We start from the raw sequence: 15,014 nt of genomic DNA on the forward strand, positions 1-15,014 counted from the left end.
GATCCATCATGGCAACCACCAGCACCGCACAGACACATTGGGAAGGCAGCCTCTTCGAAGGCTCGGGACAGGTCGAATTGGTGACCTCCGGCCTCGCGACGTTCGACGTGGCATGGGGCGCTCGCGCGGAGTCCGGGCAAGGGGCTACCAATCCGGAGGAGCTCATTGCGGCCGCGCACGCCACGTGCTTCTCGATGGCGCTGTCGAACATCCTGGCCAAGAATGACACGCCCCCGGCCTCCCTGGATACGAAGGCCGACGTCACGTTCGTTCCGGGGACGGGCATCACCGGGAGCCACCTCACGGTCGTCGGCCGGGTGCCCGGGTTGACCGCGGACGAGTTCCTCGCCTTCGCGGGGACGGCCAAGGCCGAATGCCCCGTATCCCAGGCGCTGGCCGGTGTCGAGATCACGATGGACGCCAGTTTCGAGGAGTGAGCTGGGCTCCTGGACGCGATCGGGCAGTCGTCATCCTTGACGCCTGCCCGTCGCGTCGGAACTGACAGGATGGGTCGATGTGCCAAGTCCGGGCAAAGTCGCTAAGCTGTGCGAGTTGCCAGAGATGGCGACGGCGGGCTGTAGCGCAGCTTGGTAGCGCACTTGACTGGGGGTCAAGGGGTCGCAGGTTCAAATCCTGTCAGCCCGACAAGTGAAACACCTTGTCACACGTGATTCACCGCGATCACCGGGGTCTTTGCACCCCTCACGAATCCTAGGGTCCGGGCCATCGGTAGCCGGTACAACTCCCCTCTCTGGCGATGGTCCTGCAGGATGCTATCCATGTGGCGGTTTCTGCGTATATGCACAGAAACCGCCACATGGATAGCATCCTGCAGACAGACCAGAGCCTGCCAGATCGTGAATCCTAGATCGTCGTCTGGCCCGAACGGCGTCTTGACCAATTCAAACCAACAAGGCCGGCTGAGCGCGCACTGTGCCACTCCGGGTTGAAGCTCCCAGGTCCTGGAAGCCGGGCCACGCATGCTCGGGCTATGACGGCCAGGCGCAGGCCACTCCGGACATCGGCCCCTCCAGGCCCCGGGTCGACACCACCGACACTGCGTAGCAGCGCTCCGCCGAGGGATCGCTGCCAGAGGGCCACGGCCAGTAGTCGGGAGCGTCCACGATCCCCAGCTTGCCCGGCACCAGGACCCCCACGGCGTCGGCCGTGACTACGGCCAGCAGGTCGAACTGCCCGATGAACTTGCGGCGATAGACCCGATAGTGCGCCACGGAAGCCGGGGCGGCCAGCGGATTCCAGGTGACCTGGACCTCCGCGCTGCCCCCGGCCGGGGTCGCGGTCAGCCCTGATGGGGCTGCCGGCGGACGGCAGCACCACGGGAGCCGGGTGAGCCGGCCGATCTGCCTCATGATTCCGGACATGGGAGACCCTCTCTGTCGAACGGGGCTGCCGATGCCCTGGAACCGGTCGCCGCAGACCCTGATTTCACGCTAGTCGCACCCCAGGCCAGCTGGCGACGAACCGTCAAAGAGAGGCGCCGCGGACTGGATAGCACTTGGTTCGTCGACTACGCTGCCGAGTTCCCAAAGTCCCCGACCCCATCTGCTTCAGCCCGGTCGGTCAGAGGCTGAATGCCAGCTCGTAGGCATCGTTGATTGCGTCACCGACCTTGCGGGGTGTCACGCAGTCACCGACGGGGTGGACCGGCCGGTTGGCCGTCTGCGCAGCGAACGGAGCCCCGGCACCGACCTTGCCGAGTTCCTCAGCCAGTTCCTGTGCCGGCCGCACGCCGAAGGCCGCTACCACTGTGTCGGCTTCCAGTGTCACCTCGCCGTCGGGTCCTTCGACGACGACGCCGGTGTCGGTGATCTCCTTCACCTTGTGGCTTGTCAGGATCTGAACGTTGCACTCAGCCATCGAGCGCAGCAGCGAAATGCGGTTGAGGAACAACATGTCACGGGCGATCTCGTCCAGCATTTCGACCACTGTCACCTCGTGACCGTCCTGAGCGAGTTCGAGGCCGAGGTCGGCGCCGGACAGGCCGCCGCCGCAGATGATGACGCGGTGGGCGGGCTGCCCACCTGTATGAGCGTCGATGACGTCCATGACGATCGGCTTGTCCATGCCGCGAATCGGCGGGTGCAGCGGGTGCGAACCCGTAGCCACGATGATCTCGTCGGCTTCTGCCAGCTCGGCCGAGTCCTGAGTGATCTCGGCATCAAGGTGGACGGTCACGTTCGGCAGTTCGGCGAGCTCACCGGCCCACCAGTCGATCATCTTCCGCAGCTCGCGCTTGAAGTCCGGCGTCGCGGCCGGGAAAAGTACGCCTCCGATGCGGCTCTCCTTGTCGTAGACGTCAACCGTGTGGCCGCGCAGGCCCGCGACCCGCGCCGCCTCGAGGCCGGCCGGACCGGCGCCGACAATCACGATCCTCTTCGGCATGGCGGTCTTGGTGATGATGCGATCCGCCTCGTGTGCGACCTCGGGGTTCACTGCACAGCCGATCGCCTTGCCGTTGAAGGCATTCCCCGTGCAGAGCTGGTTGCAGCGGATACAGGGACGGATTCGGGCAGCTTGGCCGGCTTCGATCTTGCGGATGATGTGCGGGTCGGCGATGAGTCCGCGCCCGATGCCGATCATGTCGGCGGCGCCGCGGGCCAGCACCTTCTCGCCGCTCTCAGGCGTGATATTGCCGCAGGCTGCGACGGGGATGCTGACGACTGGCTTCACTGCCTCAGCCGCCGAGACCATGCAGTCGTCGCCGAGGTAGTAGGGCGGGAAGACGTAGTCCATGGCCTCGTAGGAGCCGTCGTCGCAAATGAGCAGGTCGATGCCGGCCTTCTCCAGGTGTTGGACGATCTCTCGGGTCTCCTGCCAGCTCCGGCCGCCCTCGAAGCGGTGATTCACCGAGATGCGGAAGCTGACTGGCAGCCCCGGGGCGTTCTTCCTGATCGCGGAAATGAGTTCAGCGGCGAAGCGGCAGCGGTTCTCGGTGCTGCCCCCGTACTGGTCGGTGCGGCGGTTCCAGCACGAACTCATGAACTGGTCGACCAGGTAGCCGGTGTGGCCGTGGATGTCGATCACATCGACGCCCGCCTCGAAGGCCCGGCGGGCGGCCTCTCCGGTATCGGACACGATGCGCTGGATCTCCTCGACCTCCAGCGGCTTGCACAGCACGCCCGGGTCGAAGAACCACGTGTTGTCCGACGATGACCGCGGCTCCATGTTCAGGGTCTGGCAATACTGGTTGTTGCGCCCAAGCCCCATCGTCAACTGCAGGGCGAGGACGCTGCCCCCCTCGTGGACTGCGTCCGCGATCGCCTTGATGCCGGGGGTGTGTGCGTCGGTGTCGATGCGCGAGAGGCCGGGGGCAATCGGATCGAAGATCCCGGAGACGAAGTTGATGCCGGTCATCACCAAGCCAGTGCCGCCCTTGGCGCGCTCGCCGTAGTAGGCCGCCTCTGCCGGCGTCGAATGCCCGTCGTGGGTGCCGAATTCGGTACCCATGGGGGTCAGGAGCAGCCGGTTCCTGAGTTGGAGGTTGCCGATCGTGATCGGCTGCAGCAGGTGCTCGAATGTGGTCATGTGAACGCTTCCTCAGCTGTCCGAGCGGGTGAAGTCCCGTGACTCCTTCAGGGTAGAACGCGGACGAATCCCCAGATGAAAAAGACCCGAACCCGCCCAGACAACCCAGAGAGCTGCACTGCCCCACACACTTACCTGCGCCCCCGCCAGCTTGGTTGGCGCGGCCATCGCCTCCTCGACGCGGGGTCACTCACAAGGTCTCGGGCCATAGCATCCAAGCCTCGCGTGAGAGACCCGACTGTCGCGAGTCAGCTCAAGGGCGGATGAGCCGGGACTGTCATCGACGAGGCCCAGGAGCCGAGGAGGCGCAGCGTTTCGGCGTCGCGGGTGCCGGGTTCGGCGGTGAGGACGGTGAGTTGAGCGCTGGGATGGCCGACGATGTCGAGGCCGTCGTAGTGGAGGGTCATCTCCCCGACGGCGTGGTGGCGGTACCGCTTGACGCCGGAGTCGTGTTGCCAGACGTCATGGTGGCCCCACAAGGTGCGGAAGTGCTCGCTTCTGGTGGACAGTTCGCCGACGAGGTCGTGGAGTTGCTTGTCATGGGGGTCGCGGCCGGCTTCGGTGCGCAGCATCGCCACGTTCATCGCTGCGGCGGCGTCCCAGTCGGGGTAGAAGTCATGTGATGCGGGGTCGAGAAAGGTGTAGCGGGCGAAGTTGGGTGGCTGCTCTGTGGCGTTAGTGATCATCTGGTCCATGAGGGCTCCGCCGAGGGTGTTCCAGGCCAGCAGGTCGGTGCGGCCGTTGCCGATCATGGCCACGGCGGAGGACATTGAGTCCAGGACCCACTGGATACTTGACGATGGCCGCCAGGTTTTCGGGGTTCGGCCGCGGCGGCGTGGTGTGGGGGTGGTGTTGTCGGCTTGGCGGGCGAGGCGGTAGAGGTGTCCGCGTTCGGCATCGTCCATCAGCAGTGCTTTCGCAAGGCCGTCAAGGACGGCTGAGGAGGCTCCGGCGATGGCGCCCCGTTCGAGGCGGGCGTAGTACTCGACGCTGACGCCGGCCAGGGTGGCTGCCTCGCTGCGGCGCAGTCCGGAGACGCGGCGGTCGCCCACGCGGGGGAGTCCGGCCATTTCGGGTTCCACGCGCGCTCGGCGCGACATCAGGAACTCACGAACCTCGGAGCGGTTGTCCATGGATTCAGGCTACGTCGGAGGGGGATGCTGGCGGGATACCCTGCCAGGGCACGTCACACCCGGGACTCCCCAACCCCTGCCTGCGCGGATTCACTGGTCCTATGACGCTTCGATTCCTGACTGCCTTCGCCCTCACCGCCGTCGCCGCGACCGTGTCCGCCTGCTCCACGGCGGGAGGGTCTGAGATGACCCTCGACCTCTCGCTGAACACGACGCCGGCGATGGTCGCCCAGCTTCCGGACACCTTGTCTTTCAGTGACCGCATGGGTACCGCGCAGGTCGCCCAGCTGCCGGATGCGCTCAACGTCGCGGGCGATCCGATGACCAACTATGAGCCCGGCGACGTCGGTTACTCCCCGGTTGAGCGGTCGCTGGTGGTGTTCCTCACCGCCGGCGCGGGGGAGGCGGCCGCCGACCTGGTGAAAGTCGGCCGCGTGGACAGCGGACTCGGGGACCTGTCGAACTGCGTCCTGGACTGTGAGGTCGCGCTCGTCTCCACAGTGACCCCCACCGTGTCATGAGCTCAGCCCAGGTCGTCGGTGAGGCCAGGGAAGCGCGCTGGAGTCCGGGCGGCCGCCCACTCGACCAACGCGAGGAGGGCCTCTGTGTCTTCAGCGTCGATGCCGTCGCCACGGATCACCTCATGGTTGCGCCTGCCGACCGCGATCCAGAGCCGCATCGTGATCCCGTCGTTGACGGGTGACTCCGGCAGGACGTTGGCGACGTTGAAGAAGTCGGCCTCGGTGATCAGGCGCCGTAGCTCATCCTCCTCTGCGTCCGAGAGTTGGTAGCTGTCGGTTTCGTAGAAGGTGGAACCTCCGGCGATCCCTCCCGAGATCGAGTAGCGCAGCCTGATCTCGGTGTCCGGGTGCGGGACCTGCTCCAGGGCCCGGCGTACGTTGCCCCGTTGGTCGGCGTGGTAGGTGAAGCCGTCGCTCAACTGGATGAGGTATCCCGGCGTGATCACGTCTGCGCATGCGTCGTCGTCTGCAGGGACGCCCAGGCACGAGTCGGGCCACTCCCGTGCCTCCATGCGTTCCAGCGCCACGCCCTCGACGGGGACCCGCAGCAGGTCTGCGGCGTCGTTGAGTGCGGCTGACAGGGCGGAAAGGGCCGGGTGGTCAACGGCGGTCATGGTGCGCTCCTTGGGTGGGGTTGCGACGCTTCCGGGTTGTGTGGTGACTCTAATGATTCCCCTCCAAGGAGGAAAGGGACTTAAGGCCACTGTCACGCCGAGGCACTCCCGGCTACTGTGGGCGGCATCCTCGACCCCACGGAGAAGGAGAAACCATGGACATCCCGACCGCGGACACTGAGCCACTCGAGTTCACGAGCGTGGCCCAGGGCGACAACGGGCCCGAGGAGGCCGTCGCCGCAGTGCTCCGCGACCAACCGTCCTTCGCCGACTTCTTCCAGGGCGAACCGCCGACTGGTCAGCCTGTCGACTGGGACACGGAGGTGGTAACCGTCGTCGCGCTGGGTCAACGGCGCGGGGGAGCCACTGTCACCATCGAGGAGATCCGGCTCTACAACCGCGGAATTCGCGGAGGGACCGCGGATGTCCACTACCTCGAGGTCGAGGATGAGTTCGGCGGCGCGACGGTCACCTTCCCGTTCCACGCTGTCCGGTCGTCGCGCTTCGGTCACGCGTTCTTCTACCGAGTAGGGAACGCGGACGTACCGGCCGCCCTGTTCCAGAGCTGGCGTGGCCCGATTCGCATGGACGACGACGGTGTCGGCGTCTACATCCCGCGGGAGGGAGCTCCGTTGTCGCGGTCGGTGGCAGGGTTCTCGGTCGAGGACGATGGCACATTCGTCGCCGTCCACGACTCCCAGACGGACGGTCCGGTTCCAGTGTCCGGGCGTTGGCAGCCGACGCCGGAGGGGCTAGCGGTCCAGCTTGTGGACGGCCGTGCGTTCACCCTGCAGGTGCTGTCCGTAGACAGCCACGAGTTGCGCGCCCGCACCGTGGAGCATTGAAACCACGCAGGGGGAGGGCAAGAGGATGAAGGTACTCGTGGCCTATGCGACCCGACACGGATCAACGGCTGGCACGGCGAACCCGATGCCCACGCTGCCGCCTCCGGCCACCACGTCGACGTTCGGGGCCGTCGCGATCGCGGTGTTCACGCCGACCAGATCCCCCTCACAGGTCACCAACGGACCTCCGGAGTTCCCGGGGTTGATCGACGCGTCGGTCTGGATCGACCCCACCAACACGGTGGAGCCCCCGGCTGCCTTCGGTGCGGGCACATTCCGTCCGATCGCGCTGACGATTCCGCTGGTCACCGTCCCCGAGAGTCCGAGTGGCGCGCCCAGCGCGACGACAGGTTGACCGACGCTGAGGTCCGCGCGTGGCGCGAGGCGGAGCGTCGGCAGGTTGTCGCCTTCGATCTGGAGAACGGCGACGTCCGTCACCGGATCGGTTCCGATCAGCTCCGCAGGGTGACGTGCTCCGCTGTCGAGGAGGACCTCGATGGTGCCGGCGGTAGCAGCCGCGGCGATCACGTGGTCGTTGGTGAGGATGAGTCCGTCGGCGCTGATGATCGCGCCACTACCTGAGCCTGCACCGCCCTGGCCTTCGACGAAGACCGTCACCACAGAGGGCAGCGCGGTGGAAGCCACCCGGACGACGTCGCAAGATCCCGAGGTTGGGGAGATTTGGACGGCCACGCCCGCTCCGACAGCACCCCCAGCCACCGCGACGAGAGCGGCGAGTCCGATGAGTTGCGCCCGGTTAAGCACTGCGCGCTGCAGCCACCAGCCTCGCTGGGCTGTCTCCCGGTCGGGTTCGGCAAGGTTCGACACGCTGGTCTTCTTTCGCGAGTTCGTGGTTCAAACGGCCAGCTCCGGAGGAAGTGCTGGCGGTGACGATATCAGGCCGGATCCTCGGGCCCACATGGTCGACTGGGCGACGCCGATCACCCCAGGACGGCCCTGACCAGGACCGGCTTCCCGGGATCGCGCCTACGCTTGAGCGATGACTCTGGGATACAGCACCACACAGCCCACGCGAGCCGAGATCGACCAGATGGACGGGTTGACCGTGCTCCAGTTCGGCACCAACTGGTGTGGCTACTGTCGAGCGGCTGAGCGGGTGATCGAACTAATCCTCGCAGCGGTACCTCAGGTCCGACGGATCAAGGCGGAGGACGGCAGAGGTCGGCCCCTGGGCCGTTCGTACCATGTCAAGCTGTGGCCCACCCTGATCTTTCTCCGGGACGGCAAGGAGGTGGCGCGCGTGGTCAGGCCAGAGAGTCGCCAAGCCGTTCAGTCAGCCGTCGACGAACTCACTGGAGGGCGCACTTAGCCTCAGGGGGCCAATGAGCGGTGTAATTGGCCGGGCTCAGGCGGGTTGAGGGGCTTCGTGTAGATCGTCGTGCGTCGTCACCCAGAAGAGGCCGGCGATGAGCAGGCCGAGCACCAGCAGCGCCGACGTCAGAACGAAGGGCCAGCTGCGATCCATGCTCGACAGCCACCCGCTGATCCAGCCGAACGGGGCGGTGACCAGCATCACGCAGGTGCGCTGGATGGCCATCACCCGGGACCGCTCAGCCTGGTCCACGTGTAGCGCCACCAACGACTCCGCCAGCATGAACAGGATCCCACCGCCGAAGGCATCGAGGATCAGGCAGATGCCAAGGAGCGCGTAGGTTGACAGGCTGGCCGCGCCGTCGGGGGAGGGGATGCCCACCAGGAGCGCCTGGCCGGCGAAGTAGACGCCGAATCCGATCAGCGTCGGCGCCTTCAAGTGCTTGGAGTGGGTGAGCAGTGGGATGAGCGTGAAGAAGAACAGCACGGACAGCAGCGACCGCACCATCGGGAAGAACGGCAGCAGCGCGTCGGGAACGCCCAGACGCTGATTGATCACCACCTGCCAGAACGTGGCATTGACCAGCGTGACGGCGCCCACGATCGCAGCGATGCTGAGCGAGAACATCGTGCCCTTTGATCGAAGGATGAGCCCGAGTACGCCGCGATACTCCGACAGGGACTTCCAGATGCTCACGCCGCGCGTCTGCTCCATCCGCACAACTCCCGTCGCGGTCTCCGTCGTGTAGCGGTACAGGAGCCAGATCTTGATCGACATGATGAAGAAGGCGTTGAGGTACAGGATCCGCACCGCGAGTTCGAGACCCAGGCCCGAGACCAGGACGGCTGCGATGGGCGCGAACAGCGCGGAGAACTCCGCCGCGACCTTGATGAGCGAGTAGACCTTCGGGATCTCGGCGCGGTCGACATCCTCCACCAGCAGGCAGTCCCACGAGTTCTGCGTGACCTGCCACGCGCCGTTGATGACGGATGCGACAAGGAACCACCAGAAGTTCTGCGCGAAAGCCCAGATCAGGCAGGGGATGGCCCAGGCGATGATGTCGAAGACCGCGGTGGTCATCCGTCGGCCGAGCTTGTCGGTGATGACACCGCTAAGCAGCCCGAAGACCACCTGGGACAGCATCGAGATGGTGGCGAGCAGCCCGATCTGCGCGTCGCGCACTCCCAACGCCAGCATGAACACCGACGCATACGGCAACACCAGCATCATCGAGAGCCCCCACAGGGGCTCGGTGTAGACCGACGCGCGGCCGTTGCCGCGGAGCCCAAGGAGGGTGATGATCATGGGGTTGCGTCCGCGTAGCACTGCCCAAGTCAACCTGGGTTTGTGAGCGCTGTCCACCGATGCCGGCAGCAGCCGCGGCCATGGCACCGTGTCAGTCGGGCTGATCGCTCCCGATGATCTCGATTCGCACATGATGGCGCCGGTCCCACGCCAACACGGCGTGAACGGTGAGGCCGTCGTCATGCACACCGGTCAACAGAACGGCCGAACCGCGGATGACCGCCACCGCAGCGAAGCCGAGACCGCCCTTGCCGTCGCCCCTGGCCAGCACCGTTGTACCATCTGCGAATCGGAGCCGGACCACACCGTCGGAGCCGTAGCCCTCCGCTCCGCGCAAGGGGGTGCCACGGTTCTGCACCCGTGAGAGGTCAGCCACCAGATGTCGTGTCAAGGACGCACGATGCTCAGCCGCCGTCGCATCCAGCGCAGCGTGCAGGTCATCGTCGAACAGGTCGTCGAAGGAGTCGTCGTGCGTGCGTTCCCGCATGATCCAGTATGGCCTCAGGGGACCCCGGGATGAAAGGCACTGACCTCGAAAAGTGGAGGTGAGCCCCTGCGGGCCGCCCGGTTCATGCTGCGGGTTTATGGTGGCTGCATGAGCCACCTCGGGAAGCACGTGGCTACGGCCGCGACCTCGGACGCACCTGTCATCAGCGCCATCCGTGCCTCGAACCTCCGCAGGACGTACGGCACCTTCGCCACCGCGGTCAACGCGCTCGAGGACGTGACGTTCGAGATCCCCCGCGGTGAGTTCGTGGTGCTGCTGGGGCCGAGCGGTTCGGGCAAGACAACGATGCTCAACGTCATCGGAGCCTTAGATGCGCCGACCGCCGGTTCGCTGGAGGTGATGGCCACTTCGCTGTCCGACATGAACGAGGACGAGCGCACGCGCTACCGACTCTCCACCATCGGCTTCGTCTTCCAGTTCTTCAACCTGGTTCCCACGCTCACCGCACTCGAGAACGTCTCACTCCTCGCAGAGATCACCGGTGCCCAGGCGGGCGAGCGCGCCCGCCGGGCCCTCGACCAGGTGGGTCTGGGGGACCGCACGGACCACTTCCCCGGCCAACTCTCCGGCGGCGAGCAGCAACGGGTCTCCATCGCGCGCGCCCTGGTGAAGGACGTGCCGCTCCTCCTCTGCGACGAGCCGACGGGCGCCCTCGACATCGACACCGGCACACACATCCTCCGGGTGCTGCGCGACACCACCGATCGGGGCTGCACAGTCCTGCTCGTGACCCACAACTCCGAGATCGCCCGCATGGCGGATCGTGTCCTCCGCCTCAGAGACGGTCGCCTGGTCAGTGATGAGCCGAATGCGACGCCGGTCGCACCCGAGGACCTCCGGTGGTGAAGAGCCTTCGCCTCAAACGCCGCCGGGACATCGCCCGGCAGCGTGGCCAGTTCCTCTCCGTGCTGGCCACGATCGTGCTCGGTGTGATGATGTTCGCCGCAACCTACGACGCCTACCGCAACCTCGAGGCCTCCTACAACGGCACCTACCGCCGCCTCGCCTTCGCCGACGTGACCGTCACCGGCGGCACCTCCGGGCTGAACGACGCGCTCGCGGCCATCGACGGCGTCGCCTCGGTGGAGCGACGTCGCCAGGCCGACGTACCACTCCGGGTGGGGGACACGGTCCTCCTGGGCCGCATCGTCTCCCTCACCAACGACGTCAACCTGCTTGACGTCGTTGCCGGCGAACACCCGGGCGGTGGGAGCGCCGCCGGGATCGTGGAGACCCATCTGGCCGAGCACTTTGGGCTGAGACAGGGCGACACCGTCGAGGTGTTGACGAACTCAGGCTGGAGCGCTGTGGCGGTGTCCGGGGAGGCGGTGTCCGCCGAGTACCTGTGGCCCGCGCGCAGCTCCCAGGAGTTCTTCGAGGCTCCGGGAAGCTTCGGGGTCCTGTTCGTGACTGACGATGTCCTCGACTCCATCGACGAGACCCAGATACTGCCCCAGCTCCTGGTGCTCTACCACCCCGACGCAGACACAGTCACTCTCGATGACGCCGTCCGCAGTACAGCACTCAAGGACGGTGCGGAGGCGGTGGTGACCCGCGCGGACCAGCCGTCGAACAAGGCGCTGAACCTGGACGTCACCGGGTTCGAGCAGATGGCCGTGTTCTTCCCGGCCATGTTCCTCCTCGTCTCCGGACTCGCCGCATACACGCTTCTGACGCGGGTGGTGCACTCGCAGCGCAGCGTCATCGGCACGCTCCGGGCGAACGGATTCTCGCGGGGCACTGTGCTCTGGCACTATCTGTCCTACGGGCTCTGGCTCGGGACACTGGGGGCGGTGCTCGGGATCGCTCTCGGCATTCCCGCCGGGTGGGCGATGACGGCGGCCTATACCGCAGAACTGGGGATTCCGGACACGATCCGGGAGCTGCGGTGGATCACCCCGATCGGCGGCATCACCTTCGGGGTCGCTGTGGGTCTGCTGTCTGCCTGGGTCCCTGCGCGCGCGGCAGTTCGCCTGGAGCCCGCCGAGGCGCTTCGGGGCGACTCGCCCGCGTCATCCACGCGCCGTAGCCTCCTCGACCGTGTCTTCCCTCCATCTTCCGGGCTGCCTGTGCAGTGGCTGATGGTGGTGCGCGGCATCGGTCGCAACCCCCGCCGCAGTTCATCGGTGGTGGTGGCGATCGTTCTGGCCATGACTCTCGTCTACACCACTTGGGCCATGGTCGACACTGTCACGATCCTCCTCGACCGCCACTTCAGCGAGATCAACCGTCACGACGGCGACGTCGTGACGTCCGTGCCCGTGGACGACGCGGTGGTGGCGGCAGTCGCGGGGGTGCCCGGCGTCCGGACCGCCGAGCCGGTGGTGGTGCTCGAAGCCTCACTTCAGGGGCCGGACGACACCTACTCAACCACCCTGTTCGCGCACGTGTCGGGGACCGAGGTCCACGGCTTCGTGACGCCCAGCGGCAGGGGACCGACCACGGGTGTCGTCGTCGGCGAAGCGGTCCTGGGTGAGACCGGCGCGGAGGTGGGCGGCATGCTGCGGGTGTCGCTGCCGACCCTCGGCGTCACTTTCGACGCCACGATCGAAGACACCGTGCGGGAGCCGATGGGCAGCCCGGTGTACCTGACCCGGGAGATGCTGGAGGAAGTGCTCGGCACCGACGGCGGCCGCGGGTGGCGGGAGGCGATGACGCGGCCGGGGACCTCGGTGATCGCCCTGGTGCTGGACGATGATGCCGACCGCGACGCGGCGCTGGATGAGGTGCGCGACCTGCCCGCTGTGGCCGCCGTCACCGACGTCCGGGCGGTGTGGATGATGATCGAGCAGTACCTGGGGCTCTTCTACCTGATTGTGGGCCTGATGTTGGCCTTCGGCGGCGTGCTTGCGGTGGCGCTGATCTACAACGTCGTCTCGGTCAATCTGGCGGAGCGAACAGGGGGACTCGCCACCATGCGCGCCAACGGCGTCTCGCACCGCAGGATCGGCGCCTACGTCATGGCGGAGAACATGATCCTGACTGCGTTCGGCGTGATACCAGGGGGCGTCGTCGCGCACGCAGCAGCATCCTGGCTGATGTCCACCTACTCCACCGACATGCTCTCGTTCGAACTGGAGGCCCGGCCGGCCACCATGGCGCTCACCATCCTGGCCATGCTTCTGGTCACGGCGGTCTCGCTGCGGCCTGGGATACGCGCGGTTCGGCGTCTGGATGTCGCTACCGCGGTGCGCGAGCGCTCGCAATGAACAGCGCCCCCGAACCACGGAGGAGCGCTGTCCACGGCATTCAGAGCCCCCACGTGCGCCCTACGGTAGAACAATGTTGAAGCCCGGGTCAGGCTGATCCAGAGCCGACATCAGGCGGCCCAGCACCCCCGGGTCGCCGGTGACGTCCACGCCCGCGTCGGCGAATCCCTCGGGGGCGAGTTGTCCGGTCAGGAGCCCGTTCAGTGCGGCTCTGCTGAGCCTCAGTGACACGTCAGCTTCGGTCGGCTGGGGTGCGGTGGACTGGGTGAGGACTCCATTGGTCAGGGTGAGCCGATGCCGAACCCCGGCGTCTGTGATGTCGAAGTCAAACGACAACCGATCATCCCAACACAGCGGGGCATTGACCCGGATGGCCAACGAGTCGAACAACTGCGTCGGCGTCAGGGCAGCCAAGATATCGGGTGTCACACTGGAGACCGGTGTCCCGAATGCCCCGTGCCGGAGTTCGTGGGCGCCGGACAGGTAGGCGCAGCGCCATGTACCGCACTCGGACCCGTAGCCGAGCTGCTCCAGTGTGTCGGCCAGCAGTTCCTTCGCTTCCTTGTGGTCTGGTTGGGCGAACACGACGTGGCCCAGCACCTCGGCCACCCACCGGAAGTCGCCGGCGTCGAACGAGTCTCGGGCCTTGGCCACGACGGCGTCCGCCCCGCCCATGAACTCCAGGTACCTCTTGCCCGCCTCGACCGGGGGATGCTTCCACAGGTTGACCGGATTTCCGTCGTACCAGCCCATGTAGCGCTGATAGATCGCCTTGACGTTGTGGCTGACCGACCCGTAGTAACCCCGGGCGTGCCACGCATTCTCCAGCGCAGGCGGCATCTGGATCACCTCGGCGATCTCGATGCCGGTCATGCCCTGGTTCATCATCCGCAGCGTCTGATCGTGGAGATAGGCATAAAGGTCCCGCTGCTGACCCAGGTACTCCATGCACCGCTCATGCCCCCAGGTGGGCCAATGGTGGGAGGAGAAGATCACATCGGTATCGGCACCGAACAGGTCGATCGCCTCGGTCAGATACTGCGCCCACGCGTGAGGATCACGCACCAGTGCACCGCGGATGGTGAGAATGTTGTGCAGAGTGTGGCTGGCGTTCTCGGCCAGGCACAGGACCCTCAGATCGGGGAAGAAGAAGTGGAACTCTGAGGGCGCCTCCGTGCCAGGCGCCATCTGAAACACCATCCGGACACCGTCGACCGTGAGCTCCTCGCCCGTGGTGGACACGTCGACCGTGGGCGCGATCAGCGTGAACTCACCCGTCGAGGTGGTCTGCGCCAGGCCCGCCCCCACCTGCCCCTGAGGGCCGCGGTCCAGGGCAGCCCCGTACATGTAGCCAGCACGCCGGTTCATGGCGGTACCGGCGAACACATTCTCAGCAACGGCATGCGCCATGAAACCAGACGGGGCGATGATCTGCACCAGCCCGGCATCGACGTCGGCCTCATCCACCACCCCGCGGACGCCCCCGAAGTGGTCCGCGTGGCTGTGGGTATAGATCACAGCGGTCACGGGGCGCCCACCGCGATGCTCGCGGTAGAGGGCGAGCGCGGCGCGTGCCGGTTCCGCCGTCAGGAGGGGATCGATGACGATGATGCCCGTGTCGCCCTCAACGACCGTCATCACCGAGAGATCGAGCCCTCGCACCTGGTAGATGCCCGGCACCACCTCGAACAAGCCCTGCTCGATCAGGAGGTTGGACTGGCGCCACAGGCTGGGATTCACGGTCAGCGGGGCCTCGGCCTTGAGGAATCCGTACGAATCGATGTCCCACACCACGCGGCCGTCGTCGGCACGCACGACGCCCGGTTTCAGGGCCGCGATGAAACCCCGATGGGCGTCGTCGATGTCCTGACTGTCCCCGAACGGCAGAGTCCGGGTCAGAAGTTCGTGATTGGTGGCGATGGTGGCGGTGGCGGGCTTGCTGCTGGTATCCATGAAGAGCTCCTTGAGAGTGGGAAACGTTGCTGAGTCAGTCGGCGCCG

General features: G+C 66.4%; 14 protein-coding genes and 1 tRNA gene. 7 read left to right on the forward strand and 8 right to left on the reverse strand.

The features are described 5' to 3' along the window. Window positions 1-8: 8 nt before the first annotated feature. Window positions 9-437 carry an OsmC family peroxiredoxin gene (locus ACZK39_RS04705; RefSeq protein ID WP_182782723.1) on the forward strand — a complete coding sequence of 143 codons (429 nt, stop codon included), beginning with the start codon at window positions 9-11 and terminating at the stop codon, window positions 435-437. 134 nt (window positions 438-571) lie between these two features. Then, a tRNA-Pro gene (locus ACZK39_RS04710) sits at window positions 572-645 on the forward strand. A 344-nt stretch (window positions 646-989) separates the two neighbouring features. On the opposite strand, the gene ACZK39_RS04715 is transcribed toward ACZK39_RS04710, so the two are convergent. The 3 genes from ACZK39_RS04715 to ACZK39_RS04725 form a co-directional block, all read right to left on the reverse strand. Further along, window positions 990-1,382, reverse strand: a complete 393-nt coding sequence (locus ACZK39_RS04715) for a hypothetical protein (protein ID WP_182782753.1) — start codon at window positions 1,380-1,382, stop codon at window positions 990-992. A gap of 199 nt (window positions 1,383-1,581) precedes the next feature. Continuing rightward, complete coding sequence (locus ACZK39_RS04720) at window positions 1,582-3,546, reverse strand: oxidoreductase (RefSeq protein WP_463612658.1); 1,965 nt, start codon at window positions 3,544-3,546, stop codon at window positions 1,582-1,584. A 248-nt stretch (window positions 3,547-3,794) separates the two neighbouring features. Continuing rightward, window positions 3,795-4,679 carry a helix-turn-helix transcriptional regulator gene (locus tag ACZK39_RS04725; protein ID WP_463612659.1) on the reverse strand — a complete coding sequence of 295 codons (885 nt, stop codon included), beginning with the start codon at window positions 4,677-4,679 and terminating at the stop codon, window positions 3,795-3,797. Window positions 4,680-4,780: 101 nt separating this feature from the next. Between ACZK39_RS04725 and ACZK39_RS04730 the strand changes: the two genes are divergently transcribed. After that, a complete protein-coding gene (locus ACZK39_RS04730; protein ID WP_182799931.1) occupies window positions 4,781-5,200 on the forward strand; it encodes a cyclophilin-like fold protein in 420 nt (139 codons plus the stop codon). Window positions 5,201-5,202: 2 nt separating this feature from the next. On the opposite strand, the gene ACZK39_RS04735 is transcribed toward ACZK39_RS04730, so the two are convergent. Beyond that, entirely contained in the window at window positions 5,203-5,814 is a 612-nt protein-coding gene (locus ACZK39_RS04735) for a DUF8738 domain-containing protein (protein ID WP_182782756.1), read from the reverse strand. Window positions 5,815-5,969: 155 nt separating this feature from the next. On the opposite strand from ACZK39_RS04735, the gene ACZK39_RS04740 reads away from it, so the two are divergent. Then, complete coding sequence (locus ACZK39_RS04740) at window positions 5,970-6,659, forward strand: hypothetical protein (protein ID WP_182782757.1); 690 nt, start codon at window positions 5,970-5,972, stop codon at window positions 6,657-6,659. A 42-nt stretch (window positions 6,660-6,701) separates the two neighbouring features. Here ACZK39_RS04740 and ACZK39_RS04745 read toward each other — a convergent pair whose 3' ends face one another. Next, window positions 6,702-7,304: a S1C family serine protease gene (locus ACZK39_RS04745; protein ID WP_463612660.1), complete on the reverse strand. Its 603-nt coding sequence runs from the start codon at window positions 7,302-7,304 to the stop codon at window positions 6,702-6,704. Between the two features lie 355 nt (window positions 7,305-7,659). Between ACZK39_RS04745 and ACZK39_RS04750 the strand changes: the two genes are divergently transcribed. Further along, window positions 7,660-7,989, forward strand: a complete 330-nt coding sequence (locus tag ACZK39_RS04750) for a thioredoxin family protein (protein WP_182782764.1) — start codon at window positions 7,660-7,662, stop codon at window positions 7,987-7,989. A gap of 36 nt (window positions 7,990-8,025) precedes the next feature. Here the strand turns inward: ACZK39_RS04750 and ACZK39_RS04755 are convergent, their stop codons facing one another. Beyond that, window positions 8,026-9,297, reverse strand: coding sequence for an MFS transporter (locus ACZK39_RS04755; RefSeq protein WP_220489343.1), 1,272 nt, complete (start codon window positions 9,295-9,297; stop codon window positions 8,026-8,028). 91 nt (window positions 9,298-9,388) lie between these two features. After that, on the reverse strand, window positions 9,389-9,784 hold the full coding sequence (locus ACZK39_RS04760; protein ID WP_182782766.1) for a hypothetical protein: 396 nt from the start codon (window positions 9,782-9,784) through the stop codon (window positions 9,389-9,391). A gap of 108 nt (window positions 9,785-9,892) precedes the next feature. Here ACZK39_RS04760 and ACZK39_RS04765 point away from each other — a divergent pair, with 108 nt between their 5' ends. Continuing rightward, window positions 9,893-10,651, forward strand: coding sequence for an ABC transporter ATP-binding protein (locus tag ACZK39_RS04765; RefSeq protein ID WP_182782767.1), 759 nt, complete (start codon window positions 9,893-9,895; stop codon window positions 10,649-10,651). Then, window positions 10,648-13,014, forward strand: a complete 2,367-nt coding sequence (locus ACZK39_RS04770; protein WP_463612661.1) for an ABC transporter permease — start codon at window positions 10,648-10,650, stop codon at window positions 13,012-13,014. The genes ACZK39_RS04765 and ACZK39_RS04770 overlap by 4 nt, the downstream gene beginning before the upstream one ends. A 60-nt stretch (window positions 13,015-13,074) precedes the next feature. On the opposite strand, the gene ACZK39_RS04775 is transcribed toward ACZK39_RS04770, so the two are convergent. After that, window positions 13,075-14,967, reverse strand: a complete 1,893-nt coding sequence (locus tag ACZK39_RS04775) for an alkyl/aryl-sulfatase (RefSeq protein ID WP_463612662.1) — start codon at window positions 14,965-14,967, stop codon at window positions 13,075-13,077. Window positions 14,968-15,014 lie beyond the last annotated feature (47 nt).

Source organism: Tessaracoccus luoxuelianae (genome assembly GCF_055326245.1).